At 56.4% G+C, this 26,951-nt stretch carries 24 protein-coding genes, 1 tRNA gene, 1 other RNA gene and 3 pseudogenes; 14 read left to right on the top strand and 15 right to left on the bottom strand.

Going from position 1 to position 26,951, the window contains the following annotated elements:
* Window positions 1-7: 7 nt before the first annotated feature.
* Window positions 8-1,135 carry a metal-dependent hydrolase gene (locus RSDT_RS04875; RefSeq protein ID WP_096399782.1) on the bottom strand — a complete coding sequence of 376 codons (1,128 nt, stop codon included), beginning with the start codon at window positions 1,133-1,135 and terminating at the stop codon, window positions 8-10.
* Window positions 1,136-1,622: 487 nt separating this feature from the next.
* Between RSDT_RS04875 and RSDT_RS04885 the strand changes: the two genes are divergently transcribed.
* From RSDT_RS04885 to leuB, 6 genes are all read left to right on the top strand, one after another.
* Entirely contained in the window at window positions 1,623-2,264 is a 642-nt protein-coding gene (locus RSDT_RS04885) for a phosphatidylserine decarboxylase family protein (protein ID WP_096399784.1), read from the top strand.
* 12 nt (window positions 2,265-2,276) lie between these two features.
* The gene (gene pssA, locus RSDT_RS04890) at window positions 2,277-3,032 is read left to right on the top strand and encodes a CDP-diacylglycerol--serine O-phosphatidyltransferase (RefSeq protein WP_096399785.1); all 756 of its coding nucleotides are present in this window, start codon (window positions 2,277-2,279) and stop codon (window positions 3,030-3,032) included.
* Window positions 3,033-3,165: 133 nt separating this feature from the next.
* The gene (locus RSDT_RS04895) at window positions 3,166-4,716 is read left to right on the top strand and encodes a 2-isopropylmalate synthase (protein WP_096400548.1); all 1,551 of its coding nucleotides are present in this window, start codon (window positions 3,166-3,168) and stop codon (window positions 4,714-4,716) included.
* An 88-nt stretch (window positions 4,717-4,804) separates the two neighbouring features.
* The gene (gene leuC, locus RSDT_RS04900) at window positions 4,805-6,073 is read left to right on the top strand and encodes a 3-isopropylmalate dehydratase large subunit (protein ID WP_096399786.1); all 1,269 of its coding nucleotides are present in this window, start codon (window positions 4,805-4,807) and stop codon (window positions 6,071-6,073) included.
* A 70-nt stretch (window positions 6,074-6,143) separates the two neighbouring features.
* Window positions 6,144-6,641 (top strand): 3-isopropylmalate dehydratase small subunit, encoded by a 498-nt coding sequence (locus RSDT_RS04905; RefSeq protein WP_096399787.1) that lies wholly within the window; start codon window positions 6,144-6,146, stop codon window positions 6,639-6,641.
* Between the two features lie 10 nt (window positions 6,642-6,651).
* Window positions 6,652-7,737: a 3-isopropylmalate dehydrogenase gene (gene leuB, locus RSDT_RS04910; RefSeq protein ID WP_096400550.1), complete on the top strand. Its 1,086-nt coding sequence runs from the start codon at window positions 6,652-6,654 to the stop codon at window positions 7,735-7,737.
* A gap of 145 nt (window positions 7,738-7,882) precedes the next feature.
* Here leuB and RSDT_RS04915 read toward each other — a convergent pair whose 3' ends face one another.
* The 13 genes from RSDT_RS04915 to RSDT_RS04975 form a co-directional block, all read right to left on the bottom strand.
* Window positions 7,883-8,638, bottom strand: coding sequence for a class I SAM-dependent methyltransferase (locus RSDT_RS04915; protein ID WP_096399788.1), 756 nt, complete (start codon window positions 8,636-8,638; stop codon window positions 7,883-7,885).
* A gap of 29 nt (window positions 8,639-8,667) precedes the next feature.
* Window positions 8,668-9,837, bottom strand: a complete 1,170-nt coding sequence (locus RSDT_RS04920; RefSeq protein WP_096399789.1) for a phosphoglycerate kinase — start codon at window positions 9,835-9,837, stop codon at window positions 8,668-8,670.
* Between the two features lie 18 nt (window positions 9,838-9,855).
* A complete protein-coding gene (tkt, locus tag RSDT_RS04925; RefSeq protein WP_096399790.1) occupies window positions 9,856-11,883 on the bottom strand; it encodes a transketolase in 2,028 nt (675 codons plus the stop codon).
* Between the two features lie 14 nt (window positions 11,884-11,897).
* A complete protein-coding gene (gene rpe / locus RSDT_RS04930) occupies window positions 11,898-12,617 on the bottom strand; it encodes a ribulose-phosphate 3-epimerase (protein WP_096399791.1) in 720 nt (239 codons plus the stop codon).
* A gap of 12 nt (window positions 12,618-12,629) precedes the next feature.
* Window positions 12,630-12,974 (bottom strand): MerR family transcriptional regulator, encoded by a 345-nt coding sequence (locus RSDT_RS04935; protein ID WP_096399792.1) that lies wholly within the window; start codon window positions 12,972-12,974, stop codon window positions 12,630-12,632.
* A 60-nt stretch (window positions 12,975-13,034) separates the two neighbouring features.
* Window positions 13,035-15,452 carry a phenylalanine--tRNA ligase subunit beta gene (pheT, locus tag RSDT_RS04940; protein WP_096399793.1) on the bottom strand — a complete coding sequence of 806 codons (2,418 nt, stop codon included), beginning with the start codon at window positions 15,450-15,452 and terminating at the stop codon, window positions 13,035-13,037.
* Window positions 15,453-15,478: 26 nt separating this feature from the next.
* On the bottom strand, window positions 15,479-15,832 hold the full coding sequence (locus RSDT_RS04945; RefSeq protein WP_231941806.1) for a translation initiation factor IF-2: 354 nt from the start codon (window positions 15,830-15,832) through the stop codon (window positions 15,479-15,481).
* 10 nt (window positions 15,833-15,842) lie between these two features.
* Window positions 15,843-16,877, bottom strand: coding sequence for a phenylalanine--tRNA ligase subunit alpha (pheS, locus tag RSDT_RS04950; protein WP_096399795.1), 1,035 nt, complete (start codon window positions 16,875-16,877; stop codon window positions 15,843-15,845).
* Window positions 16,878-16,969: 92 nt separating this feature from the next.
* Window positions 16,970-17,323, bottom strand: coding sequence for a 50S ribosomal protein L20 (rplT, locus tag RSDT_RS04955; RefSeq protein WP_096399796.1), 354 nt, complete (start codon window positions 17,321-17,323; stop codon window positions 16,970-16,972).
* Window positions 17,324-17,383: 60 nt separating this feature from the next.
* Window positions 17,384-17,581 carry a 50S ribosomal protein L35 gene (rpmI, locus tag RSDT_RS04960; protein WP_096399797.1) on the bottom strand — a complete coding sequence of 66 codons (198 nt, stop codon included), beginning with the start codon at window positions 17,579-17,581 and terminating at the stop codon, window positions 17,384-17,386.
* A 146-nt stretch (window positions 17,582-17,727) separates the two neighbouring features.
* Window positions 17,728-18,273 (bottom strand): translation initiation factor IF-3, encoded by a 546-nt coding sequence (gene infC, locus RSDT_RS04965; protein WP_096399798.1) that lies wholly within the window; start codon window positions 18,271-18,273, stop codon window positions 17,728-17,730.
* Window positions 18,260-20,203 carry a threonine--tRNA ligase gene (gene thrS / locus RSDT_RS04970; protein ID WP_096399799.1) on the bottom strand — a complete coding sequence of 648 codons (1,944 nt, stop codon included), beginning with the start codon at window positions 20,201-20,203 and terminating at the stop codon, window positions 18,260-18,262. The genes infC and thrS overlap by 14 nt, the downstream gene beginning before the upstream one ends.
* Window positions 20,204-20,274: 71 nt before the next feature.
* Window positions 20,275-20,351, bottom strand: a tRNA-Val gene (locus RSDT_RS04975).
* A 179-nt stretch (window positions 20,352-20,530) separates the two neighbouring features.
* Here RSDT_RS04975 and RSDT_RS04980 point away from each other — a divergent pair.
* Window positions 20,531-20,833, top strand: a complete 303-nt coding sequence (locus RSDT_RS04980) for a DUF2325 domain-containing protein (RefSeq protein WP_096399800.1) — start codon at window positions 20,531-20,533, stop codon at window positions 20,831-20,833.
* A gap of 111 nt (window positions 20,834-20,944) precedes the next feature.
* On the opposite strand, the gene RSDT_RS04985 is transcribed toward RSDT_RS04980, so the two are convergent.
* On the bottom strand, window positions 20,945-21,727 hold the full coding sequence (locus RSDT_RS04985; RefSeq protein ID WP_231941807.1) for an adenosylcobinamide-GDP ribazoletransferase: 783 nt from the start codon (window positions 21,725-21,727) through the stop codon (window positions 20,945-20,947).
* 308 nt (window positions 21,728-22,035) lie between these two features.
* Here RSDT_RS04985 and ssrA point away from each other — a divergent pair.
* The 7 genes and pseudogenes from ssrA to dsrM all read left to right on the top strand — a co-directional run bounded on the left by ssrA (window position 22,036) and on the right by dsrM (window position 26,949).
* Window positions 22,036-22,414, top strand: a transfer-messenger RNA (tmRNA) gene (gene ssrA / locus RSDT_RS04990).
* Window positions 22,415-22,789: 375 nt separating this feature from the next.
* Window positions 22,790-23,065 (top strand): tyrosine-type recombinase/integrase, encoded by a 276-nt coding sequence (locus RSDT_RS07070; RefSeq protein WP_096399802.1) that lies wholly within the window; start codon window positions 22,790-22,792, stop codon window positions 23,063-23,065.
* Window positions 23,066-23,254: 189 nt separating this feature from the next.
* A pseudogene (locus RSDT_RS07750) lies at window positions 23,255-23,810 on the top strand (type IIL restriction-modification enzyme MmeI).
* 195 nt (window positions 23,811-24,005) lie between these two features.
* A pseudogene (locus tag RSDT_RS05015) lies at window positions 24,006-24,662 on the top strand (DNA methyltransferase); the annotation flags it as partial.
* A pseudogene (locus RSDT_RS07900) lies at window positions 24,659-25,206 on the top strand (type IIL restriction-modification enzyme MmeI). The pseudogenes RSDT_RS05015 and RSDT_RS07900, both read left to right, overlap by 4 nt.
* Window positions 25,190-25,798 carry an RsbRD N-terminal domain-containing protein gene (locus RSDT_RS05020; RefSeq protein ID WP_231941808.1) on the top strand — a complete coding sequence of 203 codons (609 nt, stop codon included), beginning with the start codon at window positions 25,190-25,192 and terminating at the stop codon, window positions 25,796-25,798. Before RSDT_RS07900 ends, RSDT_RS05020 begins: the two are co-directional and overlap by 17 nt.
* Before the next feature lie 131 nt (window positions 25,799-25,929).
* Entirely contained in the window at window positions 25,930-26,949 is a 1,020-nt protein-coding gene (gene dsrM / locus RSDT_RS05025) for a sulfate reduction electron transfer complex DsrMKJOP subunit DsrM (RefSeq protein ID WP_096400556.1), read from the top strand.
* The last annotated feature ends 2 nt before the right edge of the window (window positions 26,950-26,951 follow it).

The raw sequence follows: 26,951 nt of genomic DNA on the forward strand, positions 1-26,951 counted from the left end.
ATATACTTCAGCGCAGGCCGACAAGCCATGCCGCAAACGAGGCTTGGCCCGGCGCGCGCGGGGCCTGCCACCCGGAATCGCGTCCGCTGTCGGCAAAACGCAGACGTTCACTGGCAAGGCGCGTTCCTGCCGTCCATATGTGCCCGCTGGCAGCGTCAGCACTGTTTTGACCATCGCCGACAAGTTCAACCATAAGCTGAAAAGGAATGTCGGCATTGGGACGCATTGCCATCAGCGCGCGCGCAAAAGCAAGGCCGCTGTCGAAGCGCAGGTCGTGCAGCAGATACGCCCGCCCGCCGGGCGTTTGCGCATCCTGCGGGCGCAACGGGACAATAACGGGCAATATGGCAAAGTCAAAAAAAGCGCCGCAGACTGTTGAAACGCTGGCGAGCCTACGCACCATATCCTCCGGTGCCGCTTTGTGCGCGATCTCCGGGCCGCGCGGCCGACCGAAAACGTCAAGGCTCTGTTCGAACACCAGCCTTCCCCGTGGTGTTTTCTCGACAAAAAGCACCCGCCAAAACAGAGGGGCAAGGGCGTCCGGCAGCACGGTTATCTGCTCTGCCATGCGCCCCTCTGCGACGAGACGCTCCTGTGTTGTTGCCGTGTGCAGCGCGTTCAAGCCTGTGCCGAGCGCCGGATAAACCAGCAGCCAGCCAAGTACAAACAAAATCCGTCCGCGCAGCAAACGCCAGCGTAGCGCAGCCCATACCAGAGGCAGAGTGAGCAGCGGATCAATAATAAAAACGCTGTTCAACCGTACGCGATCGCAGGAAAAGGGCAAAAAAATCATGGTGCCGTAGGTGGTCACCACATCAAGCCATACATGCAGCGCCGCCATGGCGCTCATAAAAAGCCACACATGGACAAAACGCCAGTGGCCGGAAGCTTGCCCGCTCCAGAGCGGCCGGGCGAGGCAGGCGAGCATAAGGCCCAGCAAGGGCAAAGCCGCAAGCGAATGAGTGATGCCGCGATGCAGCAGCAAAAACTGCAACGGCCCAGAAGCTAAAAAAACATCGACATCAGGGGCGGCAGCGGCCAGAGCAGCCAGCGGCAGCGCCATACGGGTTGCGGGGCGTTGCGGCAGAGCCAGCATGGCGACTGCGCCAGAAGCGGCATGCGTCAGAGGATCCATGCCAGCCTTATAACGGCAAACCGCGTCTGGCCGCAAGCATGAAGAGTTTCACCTTCGTAATATTTTTTGATATTTTTATCAAGCAAAAGCAATTGATTACCAGTGTCAAATCATTGCAAAAATGAATCTCTCCAAACGTATTCATAGTTTGACAAAAACTAACGAAAGGCAGTAAGTGCATAACAAAGTGGTCAAGTGCGCTCCGCACGCGGAGCAATAGATATTCTCTACATGACCTCGGACGCGGAGCAACGCCGACTGGCATGGCTGAAAATCAAGATAATTCAAATGGAAGAACTTTGCCGCCTCTGTCACAGCCGCCTGCAAATCACACAGAATATCTTTGAGAAACGCCGCGAAGCGGACGCGCAGGCGCCCCCTTCAGTATCGGCGAAGCCGATGTCGCCGGCCTTAGCTGTTCATTGAGGCCACATGTTCAGCAGGTGGAGTATTCACTTATAACTATTTATAATAAATTGGAGAAACCATGCGTCAACCACATAGCGGCATTGCCCCTGAAGGCTGGCCCTGCATATGCCTGACAGCGCTTGCAGCCGTTGTTTTCGCCTTTCTCGGCCTTGGCGTTGCGGCGCTGCTCTTGCTTGCATCCTGCGCTTTCAGCGTACATTTTTTTCGGGATCCGGAACGGGTCGTCCCCCAAGGCGCGAATATTGCCGTCAGCCCAGCCGACGGACGCATTCTGCATATTACGGAAAAACCGGAGCCTTTCAGCGGACAGACGCGTCAGTGCGTCAGCATTTTCATGAATCTCTTCAATGTGCATGTCAACCGCGTTCCCATTGACTGCACAGTGGAAGAAATACGCTACTGGCCGGGGAAATTTTTCAATGCATCCCTGGACAAGGCATCTACGGACAACGAACGTTGCGCCCTTTTGCTGCGCGATACAGACGGCCTGACATGGATTATGGTGCAGATAGCCGGCCTTGTCGCACGGCGCATCGTCTGCCGCACGGAAGCTGGCGAGGCCCTCATGCGCGGGCAACGTTGCGGCATGATACGCTTTGGTTCGCGAGTTGACCTTTATCTGCCACGGGGCTATGTTAGTGCGGTTCAGCTCGGCGAACGGGTTTTTGCGGGGCAAAGCATCATCGTCCGCCGCGGATAATCGAACAACGCCATGGAAAAAAAGAAGCCGCACAGAGGGGTTTACCTGCTGCCCAACATGATCACGACGTTGAGCATGTTTTTCGGCTTTCTCGCAATGGTATGGGCAGTACAGAGCCGCTACGAAACGTCAGGCATGGCAATTCTGCTCGCGGCACTCATGGACGGTCTGGACGGCAAGGTCGCCCGCCTGACAAACACGGCGAGCGAATTCGGCGTGCAGTACGATTCGCTTGCGGATATGGTCGCCTTCGGCCTTGCGCCGGCCTTTTTGCTCTGGCAATGGCAGTTGCAGCATTTCAGCCGTCTGGGCGTGGCGGCGGCCTTTATCTACACTGCGTGCGGCGCGCTTAGACTCGCGCGTTTCAACATAAGCAACACGGCTGTGGGTAAATACTTTTTCATCGGCCTGCCCATTCCGGCGGGAGGCTGCACTATTGTGAGCTTTATTTTTTTCGCCGCTGTTCTGCCGAATTTTCTCACGCCGGCAACGCCGTATGCGGCTCTGTTTCTGACCATCGGCACAGGCGTGCTGATGGTCAGTTCCGTACGTTATTTTTCTTTCAAAGAGTACGCCTTGTTGCGCGCCCATCCCGTACGCGCCATGCTTGTTTTTCTTTTCCTGCTCGCGTTCGTGATTTCCTTCCCCAGGTTTATGGGCTTTTTTTTGTGCATCATCTACATTACGGGCGGTCTTGTCTATACATTTTTCATATTGCCCCGACGCAACCGCCAGCTCTTGCGCGCCCTGTCGCTTACGGACAATTGACCTGATCCGAAGCCAGGGACAATCGCGATGAAAAACATTGTTGCAGTCCCGTCTGTTTCATACAACAACTGAAATCAATATATTTTATTTTAACAATATGCCCTGTTTTTCCTCCCAGAAGAGACCAGAGATCATGCAAAACAACGTTTATTTTTTTGACACAACCCTGCGTGACGGCGAACAGTCGCCCGGTGCCACCATGAATTTACAGGAAAAACTCGGTCTCGCCCATCAGCTGGAAAAGCTCGGCGTGGACGTGCTGGAAGCGGGCTTCCCCGCGTCAAGCTTGGGAGATTTCGCCGCTGTGCGGACTATTGCCTCAGAGGCTGGGGATATGCAGATAGCGGGCCTGTGCCGCTGCCTTGAAAGCGACATCGACCGTTGCTGGGCAGCCGTCAATGTCGCGAGAAATCCGCGTATCCACTTGTTTCTGTCAACCTCGCCACTGCACATGAAACACAAGTTGTGCAAAAGTCCCGAAGACGTGCTCAAAATGATAAGCGCCGGCGTCAAATGCAGCGCCACATGCACGGATAATGTGGAATTTTCCGCTGAAGACGCCTCCCGCTCCGAGCGCGACTTCCTCTGCCGCGTTGTGGAAACAGCCATTAAGGCCGGCGCGCGCGTGATAAACTTGCCCGACACGGTAGGATATGCCCAACCGGAGGAATATGCAGCGCTGATAAGCTATGTGATCAACAACACGCCCAACAGCGACAAGGCCATATTCAGCGTGCACTGTCATAACGATCTGGGGCTCGCCGCAGCCAACACGCTGGCCGCGCTCAAGGTCGGCGCGCGTCAGGCCGAAGTGACGCTGTGCGGCATAGGCGAACGCGCCGGCAACGCGGCAATTGAGGAAGTCGTCATGGCACTTGCCGTGCGCAGGGATTACTTCGGCCTGAGCCACAGCATTATCACAGAGCAGCTCTATCCCTCCTGCCGTCTGCTTGCCATGACCATAGGAATGCCCATCCCCGACAACAAGGCCGTCGTCGGCGCGAACGCCTTTGCGCATGAGTCCGGCATCCATCAGGACGGCATGCTTAAAAATCGCGAAACATATGAAATCATGACACCGCAGTCCGTGGGGCGCAAAGAGAGCAACCTTGTCATAGGCAAGCACTCGGGCCGCAACGCCGTGCGCAGCAAATTTGAAAGCATGGGCTGCAAGCTTGACGAAAATCAGCTCAATGTGCTTTTTGAAGCGGTCAAACATCTGGCCGACTGCAAAAAAATACTGCATGACGACGACCTTATGGCTCTGCTGCAGGAAGAAATCTATCGCATTCCCGACCGATTCCGCCTGCGGCATGTGAGTGTGCAAAGCTCCGACGCGGGCGGCGTGCCGCCCGCAGCCGCAGTCATCATGGATGTGGACGGCATGGAAAAAAGCGGGGCCGGCTTCGGCGCTGGGCCGATTGACGCACTCTTCAATGTGATTGCAGAGATTGTAGGCCATGAAACAGAGCTGGAACAATATTCCATCAACGCCATCACCGGCGGCACAGACGCGCTCGGCGAAGTGACCGTGCGTCTTAAGAAAAACGGATACACCGCCATAGGCCGGGGCGCGCACCCAGACATCCTGGTGGCCAGTGCGCGGGCATATGTTAACGCACTCAATTCACTGGCAAAACATGAAGATGAAGACACGCTGCTGCACGTTCGGCACACCCTGTAGATACAGGAAAAAATCGTTATCTTATTTAAATCATTATAAATTAATCTGACATCCCGAATGATGGTTACAACAGGGTAAGGAGAAACCCATGCCGAAAACGCTGACGCAAAAAATTTTACAAAAACACAGCAACGACATTGTGGAGCGCGACGGACAGATTGTGCAATGCCGCGTCTCGCTTGTTCTCGCCAACGACATAACAGCGCCGCTGGCCATCAAATCCTTTCACGGCATGAACGCGAAACGGGTTTTTGATAAAGATAAAATAGCCCTGATCATGGACCATTTTACACCGCAAAAAGACATTGACTCCGCCAATCAGGTGAAGACGGCGCGCGCCTTTGCCAAAGAGCAAAATATCACCCACTATTACGAGGGAGGGGCATGCGGCGTGGAACACACCTTTCTGCCGGAGCAGGGTCTTGTCGGGCCGGGAGATTTGGTTGTCGGCGCAGACAGCCATACCTGCACATACGGCGCTCTGGGAGCCTTTGCCACAGGCATGGGCTCAACAGACATTGCGGCGGCCATGGCGCTCGGCGAAACATGGTTCAAAGTGCCGCCGGCCATTCGCGTTGACTACACGGGCACAATGCCCCGCTGGCTGCGCTCCAAAGATCTGATACTCATGCTCATCAGCGCCGTCGGCGTAGACGGGGCGCTATACAAGGCTCTGGAATTCGGCGGCCCAGTCATTGACAGACTGCCGGTGGAAGGGCGCCTCACCATGGCCAACATGGCAATTGAGGCCGGAGGGAAGGCGGGACTCTTCCCAGTGGATGAACTGACCCGCGCCTACTGCGCCGAACACGGACGTTCGGGTATTGACGTTTCGCTTACCGCAGACAAAAACGCGCCATACGATCAAGTGGTCGCCATAGATGTGACCGGCCGTGAGCCTGTGGTGGCCTGCCCGCATTTGCCCTCCAACGTCAAACCGGTTTCTGAAGTCAAAAATACGCACATACAACAGGTCATCATAGGCTCCTGCACCAACGGCAGAATCAGCGACATGCGCGATGCGGCAGAACTGCTGCGCGGCCGGAAAGTGGACAAAAATGTGCGCTGCATTGTGCTGCCATCTACGCCGACGGTGTGGAAACAATGCCTCAGAGAAGGCCTTATAGAAATTTTCATGGATGCGGGTTGTATTGTGGGCCCCTGCACCTGCGGCCCCTGTCTTGGCGGGCACATGGGAATTCTTGGCGACAACGAGCGGGCCGTATCTACCACAAACCGCAATTTTAAAGGCCGCATGGGCAGCCTTTCCTCTGAGGTCTATCTGGCCGGCCCTGTTGTGGCCGCCGCCTCGGCTGTGGCCGGCTGCGTGGCCGGGCCGGAGCAGATAGGCGCGTAGACGCGAAGAGAACAATATCTGCCGGCCTTGCAGGCATTATTTTCCACAGCATGACGATCAGGGGGACAGCATGAACTACAAAGGTACAGCCCACACAGTGGGAGACCATATTGACACGGACGCCATTATCCCTGCACGTTATCTCGTTACCACGGACGAAAAGATTCTTGGCGTAAAATGCATGTCAGGTCTCGCACCGGACTGGGTCAAGCGCGTACGCAAAGGTGACATTCTGGTGGGCGGGCGCAACTTTGGCTGCGGTTCTTCGCGTGAACACGCGCCCATAGCCATTCTGGGGGCGGGCATGCCTGTGGTCATTGCCCACAGCTTTGCGCGTATTTTTTACCGCAACGCCTTCAATATGGGCCTCTTGCTTATGGAGGCGGGTGATGAGGCAAACAAAATTCAGGAAGGCGACGAACTGGAAATCATCCCCGAAGAAGGGCGCGTCCGCGACATAACACGCGGCCTTGAGATCGTTTGCCCGCCGCTGCCCGCATCCATGTCAGGAATTCTGGCGGCCGGCGGGCTGGTGGGTTATGTCAAAGAACGTCTCCAAAAATCCTGAAGAGCAAACCATGAAAAAACACATATGTCTGCTTGAAGGCGACGGCATCGGCCCGGAAATTCTCGCACAGGGCGTTGACGCCATCACGACAGCCGCCCGCAAGACCGGCCATGAACTGACATTTGCAAAGGCGCTGATAGGCGGGGCGGCCCTGGACGCCACAGGTGAGCCCCTGCCCTCGGAAACAGTGGAAACATGCCGCAATGCCGACGCAGTGTATCTTGCCGCCGTCGGCGGCCCGAAATGGGATGCCGCAAATCCGGAGAAAAGGCCGGAGAAGGGTTTGCTCGGCATACGCAAAAGCCTTGGCCTGTTCGCCAACCTGCGCCCGGCCATGCTGATGCCCGAACTCGCCGGCGCGTGCCTGTTGCACCCCAAAACAGCCGCCGAGGGGCTGGATCTGATCGTTGTGCGCGAACTCACGGGTGATGTTTACTTTGGCGAGCCGCGCGGCATTATCATGCGCGACGGCCTGCGCACGGGCGTCAACACCATGCTGTACACGGAAGAAGGAATCCGCCGCATCGCAAAAGTGGCCTTTGAAACAGCACGGCTACGCCGTAAAAAAGTATGCTCTGTCGACAAAAGCAACGTGCTTGAAACCTCGCGCCTGTGGCGTGAGGTCGTTATTGCCGTGCACAAAGACTACGGCGATGTGGAACTCAGCCACATGTATGTGGACAACGCGGCCATGCAGCTTGTGCGCGCGCCTTCACAGTTTGACGTTATCCTCACCGGCAATCTTTTCGGCGATATCCTTTCAGACGAGGCGGCCGTGATTACAGGCTCGCTCGGTATGCTGCCTTCATCTGCACTTGGGGACGACGGGCCCGGACTTTTTGAACCGACACACGGCTCGGCACCGGATATAGCGGGGCAGGACAAGGCAAATCCCCTTGCCGCCATTCTTTCCGGCGCCATGCTGCTGCGCCTTGGGCTGAACATACCCGAAGCGGCTTCCCTTGTTGAGAACGCGGTTCGCCAAGCACTGCGCGATGGTTTTCGCACTTTCGATATTATGGAACCGGGAAAAACCTTGGTCGGCTGCAGGGCTATGGGCCAAAAAGTCATTGAAAATATTGGCAAGGCATACTAAACGGGACAAAAAAATTCAGAGTCGGACGCCGTCCGGCTTTATGGCCGGCCAATACCCTGAACAGCGGCTTGAGCCGCCGGAATAAGCAGCTTGGCAGACCAGTAGTGTGCCGTTCCACAGGCTTCTATGCCTATAACAATGCCCGTCACGCGCCGCGAATCCAGTATGTGTCAAACCCGTCGTTGAGGCGGCCGTCTTCGATGTCTTTAAATTCAGCCTGAAGGAAAAGGCGGTGGTATTCCGTCCTTGTGCGCCGCCAACCCCAGAACTGCTGGCGGCGAATGCTGAGGCAGTGCAGTACCCCGCGTATAATTATTTTGAGTGTATTGACAAGACTGCCTATAAAGGAATCCTCCTGCAGCAACGATGCGGAAAGACACATCAGCTCGCCGCCCGGGGCGAGCAGTGCGCGCAGCTCACCGAGCAGATGCGCCATTCCGCGTGTGGGGATGCCGTAATCCACTGCGGAAAGGTATATCATGTCGTAGCAGACGTCAGAAGGCAAACAGGCGGGAGGCAGGCCGATATATATGCGCTCGACCGGGATATGCTTGCGCAGCCATTTCATGCCGACAGTGCTTGGCTCATTGACGTGCAGTTCTATCTTCGGCATTTCGTCCAGCAGCATTTTTTCCATATAGCCTACGCCGCTGCCGATGGAGAGCACACGCACCGGGCCGGTTTTTTTCTGCATGGCGCGCAGGCGCCCGGCAAGCCAGCAGGCGTCCTTGCGCTTGTTGGCGCGCCAGCCAGCTGGCAAAGAGTCCCAGTTTTTGTAGCGGCGGAAGAGTTCTTCATAGAAAATGGCGTAAAAGCGCGGTTCCGCCAGATGAAAAAAGGAAATGTGCGAAAAGGCGGTAAACGGTATTCCCTGCCAGCTTTCCTGATAAAAACGCCGCACTGTAAGCCTCCGAAATGTTGTCCCGACCGTTATCCGCGATCTTCCAGCGCGGCGACGGAAGGCAGCACTTTGCCCTCCAGAAGTTCCAGCGACGCGCCGCTGCCGGTTGAAATATACCCCATTTTGTCCGCCAGGCCATAGCCTTCCACTGCCGCCACAGAATCGCCGCCGCCCACGACAACAAAAGCTTTTGAATTCGCCAGGATAGTTGCCAGAGCCTTTGTGCCCGCGCCGAAGGGATCGGTTTCAAACGCGCCCACAGGCCCGTTCCAGACAACGGTTGCCGCCTTGTCCAGCAACGCGGCATAACGTTCCACAGTTTTTGGGCCTATATCCAGAATCATCTCTTTGTCCTGCACAGCGCCGGCCTCTCGTGACACGGCCTTTTGGCCGGGCGCCAGTTCAGCGGCCGTCACCAGGTCTACCGGCAAAGGCAGTTCCTTGCCCTGGGTTTTTGCCTGATTCATGATTTTTTCAGCTTCGGGAATCAAATCCCTTTCGCAAAACGAGGCCCCCACATTGCAGCCCGCCGCGGCCAGAAAGGTATTGGCAATGCCACCGCCCACAATCAGGCTATCTATCTTGTCAAGCAAATTCTTCAGAATGCCCAGTTTTGTGGAAACCTTGGAACCTCCGATGACGGCGACAAGCGGCCGTTGCGGCCTGTCCATCACTTTGGCGAAAGCCGCAAGCTCGGCAGCCATCAGCAGGCCGACGCATGCTACAGGCGCAAGGTGAACCGCCCCTTCGGTAGAGGCGTGCGCACGGTGGGCCGCGCCGAAGGCGTCCATCACATACACATCACCAAGTGCCGCGAGTTTCGCGGCAAGCGTCGGGTCATTTTTTTTTTCGCCTTTGAGAAAACGCACATTTTCCATCAACACGCACTGCCCCGGAGCGGCCTTGGCGTCTTCAAACCCGGCGACAAGCGGCACGGCAAGGCCCAACAGTTTCGTCAGACGCTCGGCTACGGGCTTGAGTGAAAACTGCTCTTCGTACTGTTCTTCTGTCGGACGGCCCAAATGCGAAAGCACAATAACGCCTGCACCACCGGCAAGCGCTGTTTCTATGGTGGACAAAGCGGCGCGGATGCGCTTGTCGTTCGTGATATGCCCGTCTTTCATAGGGGCATTGAGATCCTGCCGGATAACAAGTGTTTTTCTTTTGATATCAACCTCTTGTAATTGTTTAATGGGCATGGTCTCTTCCGTGTGGTTCTATTGATGGACCTTTTTGTCTGTGGCGCTGAGAAGAGCCTTGGCCATATTCAGCAGATGATCAGAAGTGAAGCCGAAGCGTTCACACAAAACCGACGCGGGAGCGGATGCGCCGAATGTTGCCATGCCCAGCACAGCGCCGTCCAGACCGACATATTTGCGCCAGTAGTCCGGCGCCGCGGCTTCCACGGCAATGCGCGCGCGGCAGGCGTCCGGCAGCACGCTTTCTTTGTAGCCGTCATCCTGCGCGTCAAAAATTTCGGCGCAGGGCAGGGAAACCACGCGAGCCCGTCGGCTCCCTTCCTCCGGGGCGGCAAGACGTTCGGCCGTCTCCACGGCAAGGGCGACTTCCGAGCCTGTCGCCAGCAAAATGATCTCCGGCGCGCCTTCACAGTCATGCAGCACGTAACCGCCTTTCGCGACAACGGCAAGCTGCGCCGCGTCACGCGGCATAAACTGCAGTTTCTGGCGCGAAAGCGAAAGGCAGACAGGAGTATGGCGGCTTGCCAGAGCGCACTTCCAGGCGGCGACCGTTTCAACGCTGTCGCAGGGCCGCCAGAGCAGGAGGTTGGGCGTGGCGCGCAGGGCCGCGATCTGCTCCACAGGCTGATGCGTGGGACCGTCTTCTCCCACGCCGATGGAATCATGCGTGAAAACCCATACTAAGCGAAGGCCCATGAGCGCGGCAAGACGCACGGCGTTTTTTGCCTGATCCGAAAAAGCCATGAACGTGCCGGCGTAGGGCATAAAGCCGCCGTGCAGGGCAAGTCCGTTCATAATGGTGCCCATGCCGAACTCCCGGACACCATAAGAGAGATAATTGCCTTTGTATGTCGCTGTATTGAGGCGTTGTGAGGCTTTTACGGCAGTACCCACAGAACCGGACAAATCCGCCGAACCACCGATCAACTCCGGCATGCGCGGCACAAGATGTTCCAGCACTTTTTGGGAAGCCGCGCGCGTAGCCGCGTTTTCCTTTTCGTCCAGCACTTCGCACAGCAGATTTTGCATGAACGCTGACCAGTCAGTCGGCAGATCTCCGGCCATGCGCCGGGAAAATTCCGCAGCCGACTCCGGAAAAACTTTTTTGTAGGAGGCAAAGGTCGCATTCCATCTGTCTTCAGCCTCCTGTCCTGCCGCGCGGGCGTTCCAGGCTGCATAGACAGTTTCGGGGACGACAAAGGGAGGTTCTGTCCAGTTCAGAGTTTTTCGCGCGGCCTGCGCGGCTTTCGCGCCAAGAGGGGCACCGTGGCTTTTTTCCGAGTCGGCCTTGGGTGAGCCGAAGCCAATGTGCGTGCGGCAGACAACAAGACTCGGGTGGGCTATTTCTGCCCGTGCCGCGGCCAGCGCCGCGTCCAGGGCTGCTCCATCGTGCCCGTCAACCGGGCCGATGACCTGCCAGCCGTAAGCGATAAATCGCGCCGCGACATCTTCATTGTACCAGTCGTCAATACGGCCGTCTATGGATATGCCGTTGGAATCATACAGCACAATGAGTTTGCCCAGACCCCAAATCCCTGCAAGGGAACAGGCTTCGTGCGAAACGCCTTCCATCAGGCATCCGTCGCCACAAAAGACGTAGGTGCGGTGATCCACCACACAGTGCTCGTTCGTATTGAAGCGTGCGGCAAGCATGCGTTCGGCAAGCGCCATGCCCACGGCTGAGGCTATGCCCTGACCGAGGGGCCCGGTTGTCATTTCCACGCCGGGGCAGACATGATTTTCCGGATGGCCCGGCGTTTTTGAACCCCACTGGCGAAAGTTCTTTATGTCGGCGAGGGAGATGTCATAGCCTGTAAGATGCAGCACCGCATAATAGAGCATGGAGGCGTGGCCGTTGGAAAGCACAAAACGATCCCGGTCAGGCCAGGCGGGATTTGACGGATTGTGCCTGAAGCCATGCCGCCAGAGGGCTTCGGCCATGTCGGCCATGCCGAGCGGCGCACCGGGATGGCCGGAACCGGCTTTTTCAATGGCGTCAATGGCAAGTGCGCGAACGGCGTTAGCGCATTCTCTTCGCGTGGGCATAGTTCTGCCTGGACTTAACATGACGCAGGCGGTTCACGACGCCAGCCGCAGGCCTTGTCCAATGCGGGGCGCGGAGGCAGATGCTCCGCAGCGCGCATAAACGCCGCCAGCCGCGCGTCATAGGGTTTATGGCCGAAAAACGCCGAGCCGGAAACCAGTATGTCCGCCCCCGCTTCCATAATGGCCGCTGTATTTTCAGGGCACACGCCGCCGTCCACCTGAACGGGCGTGTCCTGTGCGCCGGTGGCGGCCAGCAGCGCGCGGGCGGCGCGGATTTTGTCATATGCTTCCGGAAGAAAGGACTGCCCAGAAAATCCTGGATTGACGCCCATCAGAAGCAACATGTCCAGGTCAGGAGCAAGCCAGCGCAGGGAGGAAATATCTGTGCCGGGGTTAAAGGCCAGACCCGACTTGAGCCCCATGTCGCGAATGGCCGCGAGCGTGCGTCGAGGGTTGCGGTCTGCTTCCGCATGCAGCACCAGCATGTCGGCCCCGGCGTCCCTGAAGTCGTGCAGATACCGGGCGGGATATTCAATCATCAGGTGCACGTCGAAAAAAAGTCTGCTGTGAGGTCGTATGGCCCTGATCAAAGGAGGGCCGAAAGTTATGTTCGGCACAAAAGAGCCGTCCATAATGTCCAGATGCAGCCATCTCACGCCCGCGTCTTCCAAGGCGGAGAGTTCCGCGACAAGACAGGAAAGATCGGCGGAAAGCAGTGAGGGAGAAAGAATCATTTTCCTTTTCCCTCATGACCGACCGGCCAATAAACGCCGCACAGCCGTAATTTCACGTATCACCATCTGCATGAAGGTCGGGTCAGGCACAGCCGTCACGCGTGCGGGCAGATTTTCATCCAGCACGGCGCTGCCTTCCAGCAGGCGACGCGCGCCCTCAATTGTCATGCCCTGTTCATGGAGCAATTGCTGTATGCGCCGCAGAAGGGTCACATCCGCTTCGGTGTAAAGACGTTGTCCCTTGTCTGTACGCGAAGGGGCAAGCTGCGGAAATTCCGTTTCCCAGAAGCGCAGGACATGCGTCTTCAGGTTGAGCAGTTCCGCCGCTTCGCCGATGCGATATATTTTTTCCGACATGCGCACTCCCCGTTCAAGGAAACAGGATCAGGTTTGTCTCCGGCCGGGGCGAATGGCGGTTTACACGCGTACGCCCAGAGCCTCCACCAGTGATTGTGCCACTTTCCCCCTCTCTTTGTCCACTTCCGCGTCTTTGAGAGTTCGGCCGGGGTGGCGGAAGGTCAAACGAAAGGTCAAATGGCGCTCCGCGCCCTCCTGCGGCTCGAACACGTCCGCTAAAAAGGCTTCGGCAAGCAGCGGCAGGGAAAGTTTTGCCATATGGTCAAGCACATGGCTCACGCGCAGGCCCGACCCGGCTATGACCGTGATGTCGCGGCGCACCGGGGGGTAAAGCGGCAGGGGCGCGAATCGCACACAGGCCACGTCGTGCATGGCGTACAGCGCATCAAGATTGAATTCGGCAAGCCACACGCCCTTGCGCGCGTGAAAAGCATCCACCAGAGCCGGTTTGACGCGGCCCATGCAGCCGACTGACCGCCCGGCAACGCACATTTCCACGCAGGGAAGCAGCCAGAGGTGGTCATTGACCGTCTCGCAGCCGGGGGCTGGCAGATGTAAAAAGTTCAGCAAATGTTCCGCTATGCCCTTGATGTCGGCATAATCCATGTCCGCTTCGGCATGGGGCCAGGCAACATCGTGCCGCGCGCCGTAAAGCAGGATGCCGAGCATGCCGGTTTCACGCGCCGCTGTGGGCAACTGCCCCTGTGCTGGCGCGGCGTCCGCATCCGTGTGTTCTTCAAAAATATGCGCCAGTTCAAAAAGGCGCAAGCCCTGGACGCCCTGGGCCAGATTGTTGCGCAGCGACTGAAGCAAGCTCGGCGCGAGCGATGTCCGCAGAACGTCCTGTTCCGCTGAAAGCGGATTGACTATGGAAATTCTGCCCTGCCGCGGCAGCCCGAGATGGTCAAGATCCTTATGGCCGACAAAGCTGTAGTTGACGGCTTCGTTAAGGCCGAGACCGGCACCCCAGTGCTTGACGCGCGACCGGAAAAAGTAGTCTGACCGGGACTGGCCCGCACGGTCAAGGCTTTTGCGCATCGGCGGCAAAACAGGGGGGATGGCGTCAAGCCCGTGCATGCGGCACACTTCTTCAATCAAATCCGCCTCACGGGTGAGGTCCGGTCGCCAGCTGGGCTGAGTGACCCGCCATACAGTTCCTTTATTGACGACGCAGCCAAGCAGCGTGAGGGCTGTTTCGCAAAATTCCCTGTTTAAGGTCACGCCAAGCAGGGCGTCGGCCTTTTCAGGCCGGAAGGCGATGGCAACAGGCGCAAAGGGTTTGGGTTCCGCCCTGGAAAGCCCCCTGCGCACCACGCCGCCGCCGAAGGCGGCCATCATGGCGCAGGCCCGGTCGAGCGCCCAGACGGTGCGCCGCTGATCAATGCCGCGCTCAAAACGGTAGGACGCTTCAGAAGAAAGCCCCAGACGCCGTGAAGTTTTGCGTATGCTCTCCGGCTTGAAGATAGCGCTTTCCAGAAAGACAGTTCGACTTGTCTGAGTTATTTCCGTATTCAGCCCGCCCATAACGCCGGCCAGACCCACAATGCGTTCCGCGTCGCAGATGCAGAGGTCGCGGTCGGTCAACACGCGTTCCTGACCGTCCAGTGTGGTGAATTTCGCGTTGTTTTGAGCAGTCTTGACAGCAATGCGGCCGCCTCTGAGCTTGTCCAGATCAAAAGCGTGCAGAGGCTGGCCGCATTCAAGCAGAATATAGTTTGTCACATCCACAATGTTTGAAATGGGTCGCACGCCCATGGCGTGCAGACGGCGGCGCACGCGCGCGGGGGATGGCGCCGCCCTGATATCGGCAATAATCCTGCCGGAATAAAGCCGGCAGAGATCCGCATCCTCTATGTCAATGGGCACAAGGGCTTCCGGCCGAGTTTTGTCTTCTGTGACGGGCAGTTCCTGAATGGTCACGGGCAGGTGAAACGCATTTGCCGTTTCCCGCGCAAGGCCCAGCACGGAAAGACAATCCGAACGGTTGGGCGTGATGGAAATGTCGAGCACCTCGGTGTCCAGATCAAGCGTGTCCACAAGCCGCGCGCCGGGGAGCGCGTCTTCGGGCAGCACCATAATGCCGCTGTGATCCTCCGTCATGCCCAGCTCGCGCTCGGAACAGATCATGCCGAAGGAAGGCGCGCCGCGCAGTTTTGCTTTTCTGATCACAGTGCCGTCAGGCAGGCGCGCGCCGACAAGGGCAACAGGAACTTTTTGCCCGGCCGCAACATTGGGCGCACCGCAGACGATATCCAGAAGTTCTTCCTGCCCCGCGTTGACTTTGCACAGATGCAGATGGTCTGATTCAGGATGCTTCACACATGCCGTGACCTCGCCGACAATAATGGCGCTGATGGCCGCATAAGGGCGCAGAATATCCTTAAGTTCCAGCCCGAGCATTGTCAGCCTGTCGCCCAGCGCTTCGGCGCTGCCCTCGTAAGGCGTAAATTCGCACAGCCACGCAAGAGAAAGCAACATACGCCATTCCTGTTAATCTATCGCAGTTATTGAAACGTCCACAGCGGAGAGCTTTTGTCCGGGTTCGGCAGCGGCCTGTCTGTCTCATTTGCATTGTAACCGCCGTACGCGCCGGGGCGCGGACGCTGACGCGGGGCTTTCTCAGCCGGTTTTACGTCGTCAATCGTGTTGCCGTAGGCGTCGGTATAGCCCCTGCCGCCTTCCGTCGTACGCGACGTGGAGTTGCCCGACAGGCCCCGCAACGGCTTTGGTCCGCCTGGGGGTTCAAGGCCTGAATGGCGGGGGCTGTACGCGGACGCCGCATAACTGTTTTGCGGCGCAGCAGTCGTCAGCGTCAGGCTCAGGCACAGTGCCGCGGCAAACAGCAGGCGTTGCATCATAGCAGTCATCTCAGGCAAATTGTCGTAAAAAACGTGCGTCGTTTTCAAAAAACATGCGCAGGTCGCCGATGCCGTACTTGAGCATGGCCACGCGCTCCACACCCAGCCCGAAGGCAAAGCCGCTCACTGCGTCAGAATACTTCACTGCGGCAAAAACCTCCGGATCAATCATGCCGCAGCCCAGTATCTCCACCCATCCCGTACCGTTGCAGACGCGGCAGGGTTCGTCTTTGTGACCGCCCCTGCCGCCGCACATGCAGCAGGAAATATCCACCTCTGCCGAGGGTTCGGTAAAGGGGAAAAAACTCGGACGGAAGCGCACCTCAGTGCCCGCTCCGAACACGCCGCGCACAAAGGCCGTCAGCGTGCCGCGCAAATGCGCCATGGTGACGCTTTCGCCCACCATCAGGCCCTCAATCTGGTGAAACATGGGGGTATGGGTCAAATCAGAATCGCGCCGGTACACCTTGCCCGGCACAATAACGGCAAGCGGCGGCGTGCGGGTAAGCATGGAGCGAACCTGCACGGGCGAGGTGTGCGTGCGCAGCAGCACCTTGTCCGAAATATAAAGCGTGTCCTGCATGTCCCTTGCCGGGTGGTCGGGCGGCATATTCAGGGCTTCAAAGTTGTAGTAGTCGTTTTCCACTTCCGGTCCGGAAGCCACCTCAAAACCCATCTCGGTAAAAATACCGCATACTTCCTCTGTCACCAGGGTGGTGGGATGCAGTGAGCCGCGCCACGGCGCGCGCGCCGGCAGGGAAGGATCAAAACGCTGCAGGGCGGCGGCTTCGCTCTGGAGCAAAAGCGCGCTCCTGCGCGCTTTAAAAAACGCGTTGCAGCGCTCCTTGACGCTGTTGGCAGCCTGACCGACGGCGGGTCTGTCTGCGGGAGCAAGAGAGGGCAGGCGGGACATGATCTGCGCAAGGCGTCCCTTGCGGCCCAGCACATCCACCCGAAGCACCTCCATATCTTCCGGCGAAAAGGCTTTTTGAAGGCCCGCTTCCAGTTCGACGAGCAGATTTTCCAGTGCTGTTACGAGATCCATGGGTTTCCTTCAACAAAAACACGGACGGCACGGTTCCAGCCGGCCACGCCGTCTTGCAGTCTGCAAAGGACAGAAAAAAAATTCAGAGTGCGTTATCGCAATGCGGCTTTTGCGAGTTCGGCCACACTCGCGAAATCATCTTTGTGGTACACAGCCATATCCGCCAGAATTTTGCGGTTCAGGGCAATGCCCGCCAGTTTCAGACCGTGCATGAAGCGGCTGTAGGAAAGACCGCTCAAACGCGAGCCGGCGTTGATGCGCAGAATCCAGAGCGCACGAAAATCGCGCTTACGGCGCTTGCGACCCACGAAGGCGTACTGCAGCGAACGTTCCACAGCCTCGCGGGCAGTGCGGTACAAACGACTGCGCCCTCCGCGAAATCCCTTGGCAGCGCTCAGATATTTCTTATGCCGCCGGTGTCCGGCAAGACCTCTCTTTACACGCATGCGCGTATCCTCCTTGTGCCCGACAAGGCGGAGGAAAGCCCGCCGGGTGGTGTGTCGTGATCAGCCGTTCGGCAGCATGCGCCGCACGGCCTTTTCATTGGCGATGTCCACCAGTGTGGCCTGACTAAGGCGCATTTTGCGGCCCGCGGCCTTTTTTGTCAGTATATGACGCAGATTCTGACGGCGGCGCTTGAATTTACCGCTGCCGGTCAGTTGAAAACGCTTGGCCGCGGCGCGCCTTGTTTTAATTTTCGGCATGACAGCCTCCTTAGAAAAACAGATAAAAACAACTGCGTTCTGTGTTCAAATTTCAGAAAGGGAAGAGCATGATGCTCTAAAACGCCGTGCGGCGCAAGAAATGAATTTTCATACCGCGCCGCGGCCTTATAGCGCACACTGCATTTCTATTTTTTGGGCACCAGAAGCATTTGCAGCATACGGCCTTCCGCGTGCGGCTCCTGATCCACCTTTGCCACGTCCGCGAGATCCCGCACGACGCGTTCAAGAATAATCAGGCCGCGATCCTTGTGCACAATTTCGCGTCCGCGAAAAAATACCGATATCTTGCATCGGTCGCCGTTTTCAAGAAAACGGCGTATATGGCGCAACTTGGTGTCATAATCGTGGTCGTCCGTCTTCGGGCGCACCTTGATTTCCTTGATCTGCACCACGGCCTGTTTTTTTCTGGCTTCCTGCTTCTTTTTCTGCTGTTCGTATTTGAACTTGCCGTAGTCCATAATACGACAGACAGGCGGCTCCGTTGTTGAGGCCACCTCGACGAGATCCATGCCCGCCTCTTTTGCCAAGGTGATGGCGTCGCCGCGCTGCAAAATCCCAAGTTGTTCTCCATCAAGGCCGATCACGCGCACTTCGCGCGCTCGTATCAGTTCATTGCGGCGCACGCTGTCCTGCGGCAGGTCACGTCGTTGTCTTAGATTAGGCGAAGCTATAACGCATCCCTCCTTGTTTGAAAGGCTCTTCCGCGTCAGCCCGTATCAATGCGGCCACTTCCCCAACGGTCATGAACCCCTGATTGTCTCCATTGCGCAGGCGCACGTTGACGCCGCCCGCCTGTACTTCCTTTTCTCCCACCACCAGCATAAACGGCATTTTGGCCATCTGGGCTTCCCGTATTTTAAAGCCCAGTTTTTCATTGCGCGTGTCGGCCGCAGCTCTGACGCCCAGCGCCAGAAGCTCGTCGCGCATGCGCAGTGCCGCCGTGTCGCCCGCTTCCGTGACTGTAAGCAACCGGGCCTGTTCAGGGGCAAGCCATATCGGCAGGGCACCCGCGTAATGTTCAATCAAAATGCCGATGAAACGTTCAAGCGAACCCATGATGGCCCGGTGCACCATAACCGGGCGCCGGCGCGCGCCGTCCCCGGCTGTGTAGGTCAGGTCAAAACGTTCCGGCAGCGTGAAATCCACCTGAATGGTGGAGCACTGCCATTCACGCCCGATGCAGTCAAGCAGGCGCACATCTATTTTGGGGCCGTAGAAGGCTCCATCTCCCGCATTGACTTCGTAAGGCAAGCCGGCTTTTTTCACAGCCTGTTCCAGCGCGCGGGTAGCCATTTCCCATGCTTCGTCCGTGCCGATGCTGCTTTGCGGCCTTGTGGAGACAGCCACTTTGAAGTTGAAGCCGAAAAGCCCCATCAGGTTTCGTATCAGATGGATGACAGACAGGATTTCGCCCTCAAGCTGTTCCGGCGCGCAAAAAATATGGGCGTCGTCCTGCGTGAACTGGCGCACGCGCAGCAGCCCGTGCAGCACGCCGCTTTTTTCCTGGCGGTGCACAACGCCCAGTTCAAAGTAGCGTTGCGGCAAATCCCGGTAACTGCGCAGATCGTTTTTATAGATCAGCATGTGCGCTATGCAGTTCATGGGTTTGATGCCGTAGGCGCCTTCCTCAATGCCGGTGAAATACATGTTTTCGCAGTAATGGTCGTAGTGGCCGGATTTCTGCCAAGTTTCCACACGCAGAAGCTGCGGGCCCTGCACCATGTCGTAGTCCCGTTTCAGGTGCTCCTTGCGCCAGAAATCTTCCAGAATGGAGCGGACAAACATGCCTTTGGGCAGCCAGAACACCATGCCCGGAGCGGCATCTTTAAAAGCAAAGAGCTTCAGCTCCCGCCCCAACTTGCGGTGGTCGCGGCGCTTGGCCTCTTCCTGCTGCTTCAGACAGGCGGCAAGGGCTCTTTCATCAGCAAAGGCTGTTCCGTAAACGCGGGAAAGTATTTTGTTCTTTTCGTCGCCGCGCCAGTAGGCTCCTGCCACTGAGATGAGCTTGACCGTCGAGGCAAAGCCTGTGTGCGGAATGTGCGGGCCGCGGCACAGATCGGTAAAATCACCGCAGGAGTATAAGGAAACCGTGTCCGCATCAATGCTTTCAATAATTTCGGTCTTATAATTTTCTTTCGCGGCGCGGAAATGCTGAAACGCCGCATCCCGTGGCAGGATTTCGCGGGAAAAAGGCAGACGCGCGGCGGTAATTTTGCGCATTTCTTCTTCAATAGCGGGGAAATCTTCAGCAGAGAAAGGGCGGGGAACATCAAAGTCATAATAAAAACCGTTTTCAATGGCCGGGCCGATAGCGACCTTTGCCTCCGGGAAAAGCCTTTTGACGGCGCAGGCCATGACATGCGCTGCTGAATGGCGGATAAGGCCGAGCCCCTCCCGCGAGTCCGCATAGACGGGCGTGAGTTCGACGCAGCTGGGCGGCACAGGCGCGTTGAGATCAAGCATGACGGTCTGTTGATCGCAGACGGCGCTCGCCGCCACCAACGCCCTGAATTTTTTGCCACTCAGCGCTTTGCGCAAAACAACTTCAACAGATTCACCCGCACCGGCGTCCACCATCTGTCCTTCCACACGGACGTCCATCAAAACTCCTTCATCAAAACTTGTTAACCAGAACGAAAATTGTTCCCAATCTTCACTCTGGTTAACAAATATGGTAGGAACGAGCAGACTTGAACTGCTGACCCCTTCCATGTCAAGGAAGTGCTCTAGCCACCTGAGCTACGCTCCTGTAATTTTCAGAGGTAACGCTCTGTCTAGCCCCAACGGCAAGCGCCGTCAACTGTTTTTATATGCCAGCGAAAAATCAGCCACATGTCTATTGACTTTGCAATTCATTTTCAATATACTTCCTCACAGCTTTAATTTCACGTCATTTTTTGTTCAACGATAACCTTAACGGAGGGCGATATGTCGTTCACCCTTATCGGCGGCATGGACAGACTCAGGCAGAAGTATATCGCGGCGGCAAAGCAGGACGGGCATACTCTCAAGTGCTTCAGCCGGAATGAACACAATCTTACAGATAAAATCGGCTATCCTGACGCGCTGATCGTTTTTACCAACAAGGTGTCACATGAGGCAAAACGCAAGGCGGTGCAACTGGCCAACGCGCGCAATATTCCCGTACGCCTTGTGCATTCCTGCGGCGTGTCTTCTCTGAAAGCCTGCCTCAACTTGTCGCAATCCCTTAAGAATGAGATGATGCCCTGAAAATTTCTTCGCTGTTGCTCGTGCTGCTTCTATAGGCGGCTTTGTGTATGGCGAAGTTTGATGTTCTGCAATTCCAACAAAAAGGTACAGTTACTCATCGGGACTAAACATCTAGAGCGTCACAAGCAGAAACCACAACTGCCCAAGTTCTATGGAGGCGCCCAGAAAATCGCCGGAAAGTCCGCCCTGACGCCGTGCCGCTGCTGAGAGCGTGCGGGTGAGGGTATATTGGCCGATCAGCAGAACAAATGATTGGTAAAAGCCGAGGCCGCGCACGCACAAAAGACCAGCGAGCAGCAGGGCGGCAAGACCGTGCAGGTGTGCAAGCGCGGGACTTGCCCCGGCCTGCACGAGGCCGCCTAAAGAATCCGGCGTGCGCGCGGGCGTGGACGCGGCAAGCCAGATAGCGCAGGCGCGGCCCCAGACGGGCGCCAGCACAAGTTCAAACCGGTGCAGCGCCCCAAGATGCCAGGCAAGAGCGGCCCATTGGCCGCAAAAGACAACGAGCAGGCTTAAAGCGCCGAATGCCCCGATGCGGCTGTCGCGCAAAATTTCCCAAAAACGCGATCCGCCAGCGCCGACGGCGTCGCCCAGATCGGCAAGGCCGTCCCAGTGCAGGCCGCGTGTGGTCCAAAGCTCCAAGGCTAGCCACAAAAGGGCTGTCACAAAAAGACCGCACGACTGTGTCGCTGCATACGCGGGCAGTGTACCAAGAAAGGCAAGCCCGCAAGATGCCGCGGCTGTGCACAGGCAGCCCAGCATAAGTCCGACCGGCGCAAACCAAGGCACACAACGCGTCAAAGCCGCCGGGGAGCAAGGTCGCGCCGGCGCAAGACGTGTTAAAAAGGCGAGGGCGTCCAGAAAAGCTGTCATTGCTGTTGTTCTGCCCATCATTCACCGCCAATGCCTGCAAATATGTCGAGATATATTGTTTCAGACCGCGCCTGTTTGCGCAAGGGGCAAGGCAGCGCAGCATCAAGGCAGGCAATTATGAGCAACAGCTTGTGCGGCCGTGATCATGCCCATGAAAGCAATCGAGCGCGGCAACACATTGAAATAGCAAGATAAATTTTAAAAGCGCTTTTTAAAAAGTCATGTTATTTAAATATGTTACAGTTTTTTATTCGACTGCCCTGGTCAATCCGGAGTAACGCCTTGACAATAACCGCTTTAGGGAGCATTCTTAACTTTACTTTATAGATGGGGGCGCACCGGTTTCGACGGGGACGTGGAATCCGGAGTGGCAGGCCGAGGCGCCGCTGGCCTCGTTAAAAGCGGCAACACAGTAATTGCCAACAACGATTACGACTACGCTTACGCTGCCTAGGCAACGGAGCAAATGACCGCGCAAGTCGGTCACGTTGTTCAGGATCACGCCTGATAATCCCGAACAACGACACTTTTCAGGCTGGCGAAAATCGGCGCTTGCCGGGATTTTTTCGTGAGATGTTACCGGCGGGCTTGCTGTACCGCGGCTGATCAGGGTCTACCGGTATGGCGAAAATCAAGCCTGATCTAAGCCTGTAGATGCTTCGCGTGGAATGCTCTCGGACGGGGGTTCAACTCCCCCCGCCTCCACCATCAGATTGTTCGGTAATGACCGAAGAAATCCCGAAAGCCAAGATATTAGCGGCTTTCGGGATTTCTAATTTCCAAATACACCCTTTTGGATACATGGAAAACCGCAACCTTGCCGGCGCTTCTTGATGCCCTTCGCAGCATAGAAGCGAGGGGAGCCACAAGGAGACGGAGCGGCGCACCTTGCAGAATTGCGGGCAGATCTTCCGCTATGCCATAGACAGGCCGGGCCGAACGTGACCCCGCTGCGGACCTTCGGGGCGCGCTTGCCCCGGCCAAAAACGCAGGCTTTGCCACTATTACAGAACCCAAGGCCATCGGCGCCCTGCTCCGGGACATTGACGCCTATCAGGGCCGGATTGTGCGGGCCGCGCGCGCATGGCTCCCTATATTTTTGTGCGCCCCGGGGAACTGCGCCGGGCTGAATGGACAGAGTTTGATCTTGAAGCCGCAAAGTGGCGCATACCCGCCGCCAGAATGAAAATGCGCGAGCTGCATATTGTGCCGCTGGCCCGGCAGGTAGTGGACATACTCAAAGAGTTGCAGCCCTTCATCACCTGCCGGAGCCGCTATTTATTCCATCAATGCGGGCAAAATCCGCTACCAAAGGGGGGCATGGGCGACCGTCTCAGAGCTATATCGTTTTCGGCGTAACCGACGCCGCGGCGGTCGGGAGGTTTGAGTAGCCCGTCCCGCGCGAGGGCGGCACGGGCTACATAGATTATTTTGGGCCGGGTGTATTGCCGTTGAGATAAAAACAAAAGGCAAGGATTTAAACAGCGCCTATGAGCAGTTGAAAGAGTATATTATCCACCTTCCGGCCGAGGAAATGCCGGATTGCTGATGGTAAGCGACTTTGAAAATATCGTGGTGTACCGCCGCGCCACCGCCGAGAAAACCTCATTCAAGACAAAAGACTTGCGGAAGCACATCAAACGCTTTGCCGGTATCGCCGGATACGAAGCCGCCAGAACCTATGAAAATCCGGTTGAGGTGAATGTCAGGGGCCGCCGAAAAAATGGCGAGACTTCACGATGCGCTGAAAGAGCGCGGCTCCTTGAAGTGCACCTTGTCCGCTTGCTGTTCTGCCTGTTTGCGGATGATACAGGCATTTTCCAGCCGGACAGCTTCCTCAGAGGACGGGAGCGATTTATCCGGTCGCATCGGCCGCCTGTTTGAAATTCTCAATATGCCGGATGACGCCAGGGCAAAGCGCACACTGCTTTCCCTTGATTTGAAGCAGTTTCGCTATATCAACGGCGGGCTTTTTGCCGCATTGCTGCCGTCTCCAGATTTTGACGGCAAAATGCACGGCGTCCTGATTGATTGCTGCAAGTTCGGCTGGAGCAAAATCTCACCCGCCATATTCGGGGCCATATTCCAGGGTGTAATGGGCTAAAGACCACAGGCGGGAGCTGGGGGCGCATTACACAAGCGAGGAAAATATCCTGAAGCTCTATCAACCCGCTTTTCATGGACGGGCTTTGGCGGGAGTTTGAGCGCGTGAAAACCGACCCGCGTCGGCTTGACCTTTTCCATGACAAAATCAGCCGCCTTAAATTTTTTGACCCCGCCTGCGTGATGCGGCAACTTTCTCATTGTCACCTACAGGAAATTACGGCGTTTGGAGCTGGAACTTCTAAAAATGAAAGCCGGCACACACCACCTAGCGATTGACATAGCGCCCCTGCTCAAAGTGACCGTGGAGCAGTTTCACGGTATCGAGCATGAGGATTTTCCCTGCCAAACAGCGCGGGTGGACATGTGGCTCATGGATCACCAGATAAACCTGCGGGTGGCGGAGCAATTCGGCGCATATTATGCGCGGCTTCCTCTCACGCAATCGGCAACAATTTTCAATGGAGCGCGGGTTATGAGCAAGGCCCAAAAGGAGAATATGATAAATGTATTTAAGGGCACAAAGGGCGTCGGGAATTTGGACTATGTAACCGCGTGGTACAAAAAAGCGGCTGATCTGATGGCTGGAACCACTATTAGAACAGCATTTGTTTCTACAAATTCCATAACTCAAGGAGAGCAACCGGCAATTCTCTGGGAGCCGTTATTTGAGAATCATAATGTAAAAATTGACTTTGCTTATCGCACATTCAAATGGAGCAATGAGGCGAAAGGCAAGGCGGCTGTGCATTGCGTTATCATCGGGTTCAGCATCGCGCCGAACAGTAATCCAAAGTTATATATGATAGTACCGGCGCGAAGATTGATGCGCAAAATATCAATCCTTATTTGATAGATGCATCAACAATTGAAAAGACAGAATTTCTGAAAATCGAACCGCGCACGGAAAAATACTTTAGGCCGTGGCTTGGAGCGGAAGAATTTATCAATGGTTACAGTCGCTATTGCCTCTGGTTGGGTGATTGCCCACCGTCAGAATTGAGAAAAATGCCCAAGGTCATCAAACGGGTAGCCGCTGTATAAACGTTACGGCAAGCCAGTAAAAGTGCTCCGACCAACAAAATTGCCGATACGCCGACGCGGTTTCATGTTGAGAACATGCCGGACACCAATTATATGGTCATCCCCGAAATTTCTTCTGAACGAAGAAGATATGTCCCCCTGGGCTTCCTGACGCCAGCCACACTTTGCAGCAACAAATTACGCCTCATGCCTAAGAGTACACTATATCTTTTGGCATTCTTACTTCCAATGTTCATATGGCGTGGATGCGGGCTGTCTGCGGCAGACTTGGAATGGGGTATCAATATTCAATAAATATTGTTTACAACAATTCGGCACTTGACGGCGAAACTCTCAATGCCGGAGGGGCTTGACGTGATCAGGCTTTCTTCCTTATTATATGAATTTAAGCATATCACGTTTTACGGCTTCACGGAATCCATGAACGCATTGGAATGTTTTCGCGGTCATAAAGATGAAATACTCCGCCTGTGGACAGAGGCGGTGTATGCCACATGTCCACTGGAAACAACGGGGTTTCCGCGGACACTGAACGACCCCTTCGGCAATCCGGCGGGAGACATGACGCGGGAAGCGGCGCTGGCCGTGTATAATGCTGTCGCCGGAGAGGATGTGACAGTTGAAAACATCAAAAACGCGCTGGAACGCTTTGTCAGACTGCGCGCTGTGCAAAAAGGAACACCGGGGCAGAGTATAGGGGTTTTTTATCTGATGAAGCCGATTCTGCGTGAGCGCCTTTTGCCCCGATTGACAGCCATGGACGAAGTTGACGCATATCTGGCGGCGGAATCACGGCTGGACAGCCTGACGCTCCTGGCCTTTGACATGTATATGGAGGCCCGCGAAACCGTCGCGGAATCACGCATCAAAGAAATACGCAACCAGTACGCCCAACTGGCGCGCTGGGCGCGGACATTGAAGGCACATCCGCCTGCAGCGGGCTGACCAACCAGCAACAGCGTACCGGCGCTGTGCCCGCGCGCTGCGCGCCGTCGGCGGCGCCTGTCGCGGCAAAGTTCCCGAACAAAGGCGTTCCGCATGTTCAGGATTTCACAAAAGTCAAGCGAGGTAGGGCAATGTTTTCATCATTACTGCTGGTGCTGCTCATAGGGGCCATCGCCTGGGCGGGAGCGGCCACCGGGTTCGCCTCCCTGTTCGGCGCGGCGCTGCCGTATACGGCGACTGTCATCTTTATTGCCGGCATGGTCCGTCGCATGACGTACTGGGCAATGTCGCCGATTCCCTTCTGTATTCCCACCACAGCGGGGCAGGAACAGTCGCTTGCATTCATCAGACAGGCAAAAATTGACTGCCCGAGTTCATCAGCCGGCGTATTCGCGCGCATGTTTCTGGAAGTTGCCTGTTTCCGCTCTCTTTTCCGCAATACGCAGGCAAGCGTGCGTGGCGGAGACTCCGCGACGGCCGGGCTCGGCATTGTCTATTATTCATCAAAATGGTTATGGTTTTTCGCCCTGGTTTTTCATTATTGCTTCTTGCTGGTCTTTATCCGCCATTTCCGTTTCTTTATGGAACCTGCGCCTTCCTGTATCTCCTTTCTGGAATCTCTTGACGGCATTATGCAAACAGGTTCCCCGCGTTTTTTCTGGACAGGCGCCCTGCTGCTCATTGCGCTGTTCTTTCTGCTCGGACGGCGCATATTCAACGAACGGCTGCGCTATCTCTCACTGCTTAATGACTATTTTCCGCTCTGGCTGCTCATCGGCATCGCTGGCACAGGCATCTGCCTGCGTTATTTTGATAAAACGGACATAGCCACGGTCAAAATTTTCATCATGGGCGTCACGCATTTTTCACCGGTCTCGCCGGAAGGCATCGCCCCTCTCTTTTTTGTGCACATTACCCTTGTCTGCACGCTTTTACTCTATTTTCCCTTCTCCAAACTCGCGCACATGGCCGGCATATTTTTCAGCCCCACACGCAACTTGCGGGCCGACTCGCGCCGAACGCGGCGCATCAACCCCTGGAATCCGCCCAAACAGTATTTTACTTACGCCAAGTACGAGGATGCCTACCGCGACGCCATGGCCGAAGCCGGCCTGCCGCTGGAAAAACAACCCGACAAGGCAGCCGGGTAAGG

The organism is Candidatus Desulfovibrio trichonymphae (assembly GCF_002355955.1).
GTDB lineage: Bacteria > Desulfobacterota > Desulfovibrionia > Desulfovibrionales > Desulfovibrionaceae > Desulfovibrio > Desulfovibrio trichonymphae.

Bases quoted from the DNA above. Each gene is read 5' to 3' on its own strand.
- RSDT_RS04875 (WP_096399782.1), bottom strand. From the start codon at position 1,135: ATGGATCCTCTGACGCATGCCGCTTCTGGCGCAGTCGCCATGCTGGCT.
- RSDT_RS04885 (WP_096399784.1), top strand. From the start codon at position 1,623: ATGCGTCAACCACATAGCGGCATTGCCCCTGAAGGCTGGCCCTGCATA.
- pssA (WP_096399785.1), top strand. From the start codon at position 2,277: ATGGAAAAAAAGAAGCCGCACAGAGGGGTTTACCTGCTGCCCAACATG.
- RSDT_RS04895 (WP_096400548.1), top strand. From the start codon at position 3,166: ATGCAAAACAACGTTTATTTTTTTGACACAACCCTGCGTGACGGCGAA.
- leuC (WP_096399786.1), top strand. From the start codon at position 4,805: ATGCCGAAAACGCTGACGCAAAAAATTTTACAAAAACACAGCAACGAC.
- RSDT_RS04905 (WP_096399787.1), top strand. From the start codon at position 6,144: ATGAACTACAAAGGTACAGCCCACACAGTGGGAGACCATATTGACACG.
- leuB (WP_096400550.1), top strand. From the start codon at position 6,652: ATGAAAAAACACATATGTCTGCTTGAAGGCGACGGCATCGGCCCGGAA.
- RSDT_RS04920 (WP_096399789.1), bottom strand. From the start codon at position 9,837: ATGCCCATTAAACAATTACAAGAGGTTGATATCAAAAGAAAAACACTT.
- tkt (WP_096399790.1), bottom strand. From the start codon at position 11,883: ATGCCCACGCGAAGAGAATGCGCTAACGCCGTTCGCGCACTTGCCATT.
- rpe (WP_096399791.1), bottom strand. From the start codon at position 12,617: ATGATTCTTTCTCCCTCACTGCTTTCCGCCGATCTTTCCTGTCTTGTC.
- RSDT_RS04935 (WP_096399792.1), bottom strand. From the start codon at position 12,974: ATGTCGGAAAAAATATATCGCATCGGCGAAGCGGCGGAACTGCTCAAC.
- pheT (WP_096399793.1), bottom strand. From the start codon at position 15,452: ATGTTGCTTTCTCTTGCGTGGCTGTGCGAATTTACGCCTTACGAGGGC.
- RSDT_RS04945 (WP_231941806.1), bottom strand. From the start codon at position 15,832: ATGATGCAACGCCTGCTGTTTGCCGCGGCACTGTGCCTGAGCCTGACG.
- pheS (WP_096399795.1), bottom strand. From the start codon at position 16,877: ATGGATCTCGTAACAGCACTGGAAAATCTGCTCGTCGAACTGGAAGCG.
- rplT (WP_096399796.1), bottom strand. From the start codon at position 17,323: ATGCGTGTAAAGAGAGGTCTTGCCGGACACCGGCGGCATAAGAAATAT.
- rpmI (WP_096399797.1), bottom strand. From the start codon at position 17,581: ATGCCGAAAATTAAAACAAGGCGCGCCGCGGCCAAGCGTTTTCAACTG.
- thrS (WP_096399799.1), bottom strand. From the start codon at position 20,203: ATGGACGTCCGTGTGGAAGGACAGATGGTGGACGCCGGTGCGGGTGAA.
- RSDT_RS04980 (WP_096399800.1), top strand. From the start codon at position 20,531: ATGTCGTTCACCCTTATCGGCGGCATGGACAGACTCAGGCAGAAGTAT.
- RSDT_RS04985 (WP_231941807.1), bottom strand. From the start codon at position 21,727: ATGATGGGCAGAACAACAGCAATGACAGCTTTTCTGGACGCCCTCGCC.
- RSDT_RS07070 (WP_096399802.1), top strand. From the start codon at position 22,790: ATGGCTCCCTATATTTTTGTGCGCCCCGGGGAACTGCGCCGGGCTGAA.
- RSDT_RS05020 (WP_231941808.1), top strand. From the start codon at position 25,190: ATGCCGGAGGGGCTTGACGTGATCAGGCTTTCTTCCTTATTATATGAA.
- dsrM (WP_096400556.1), top strand. From the start codon at position 25,930: ATGTTTTCATCATTACTGCTGGTGCTGCTCATAGGGGCCATCGCCTGG.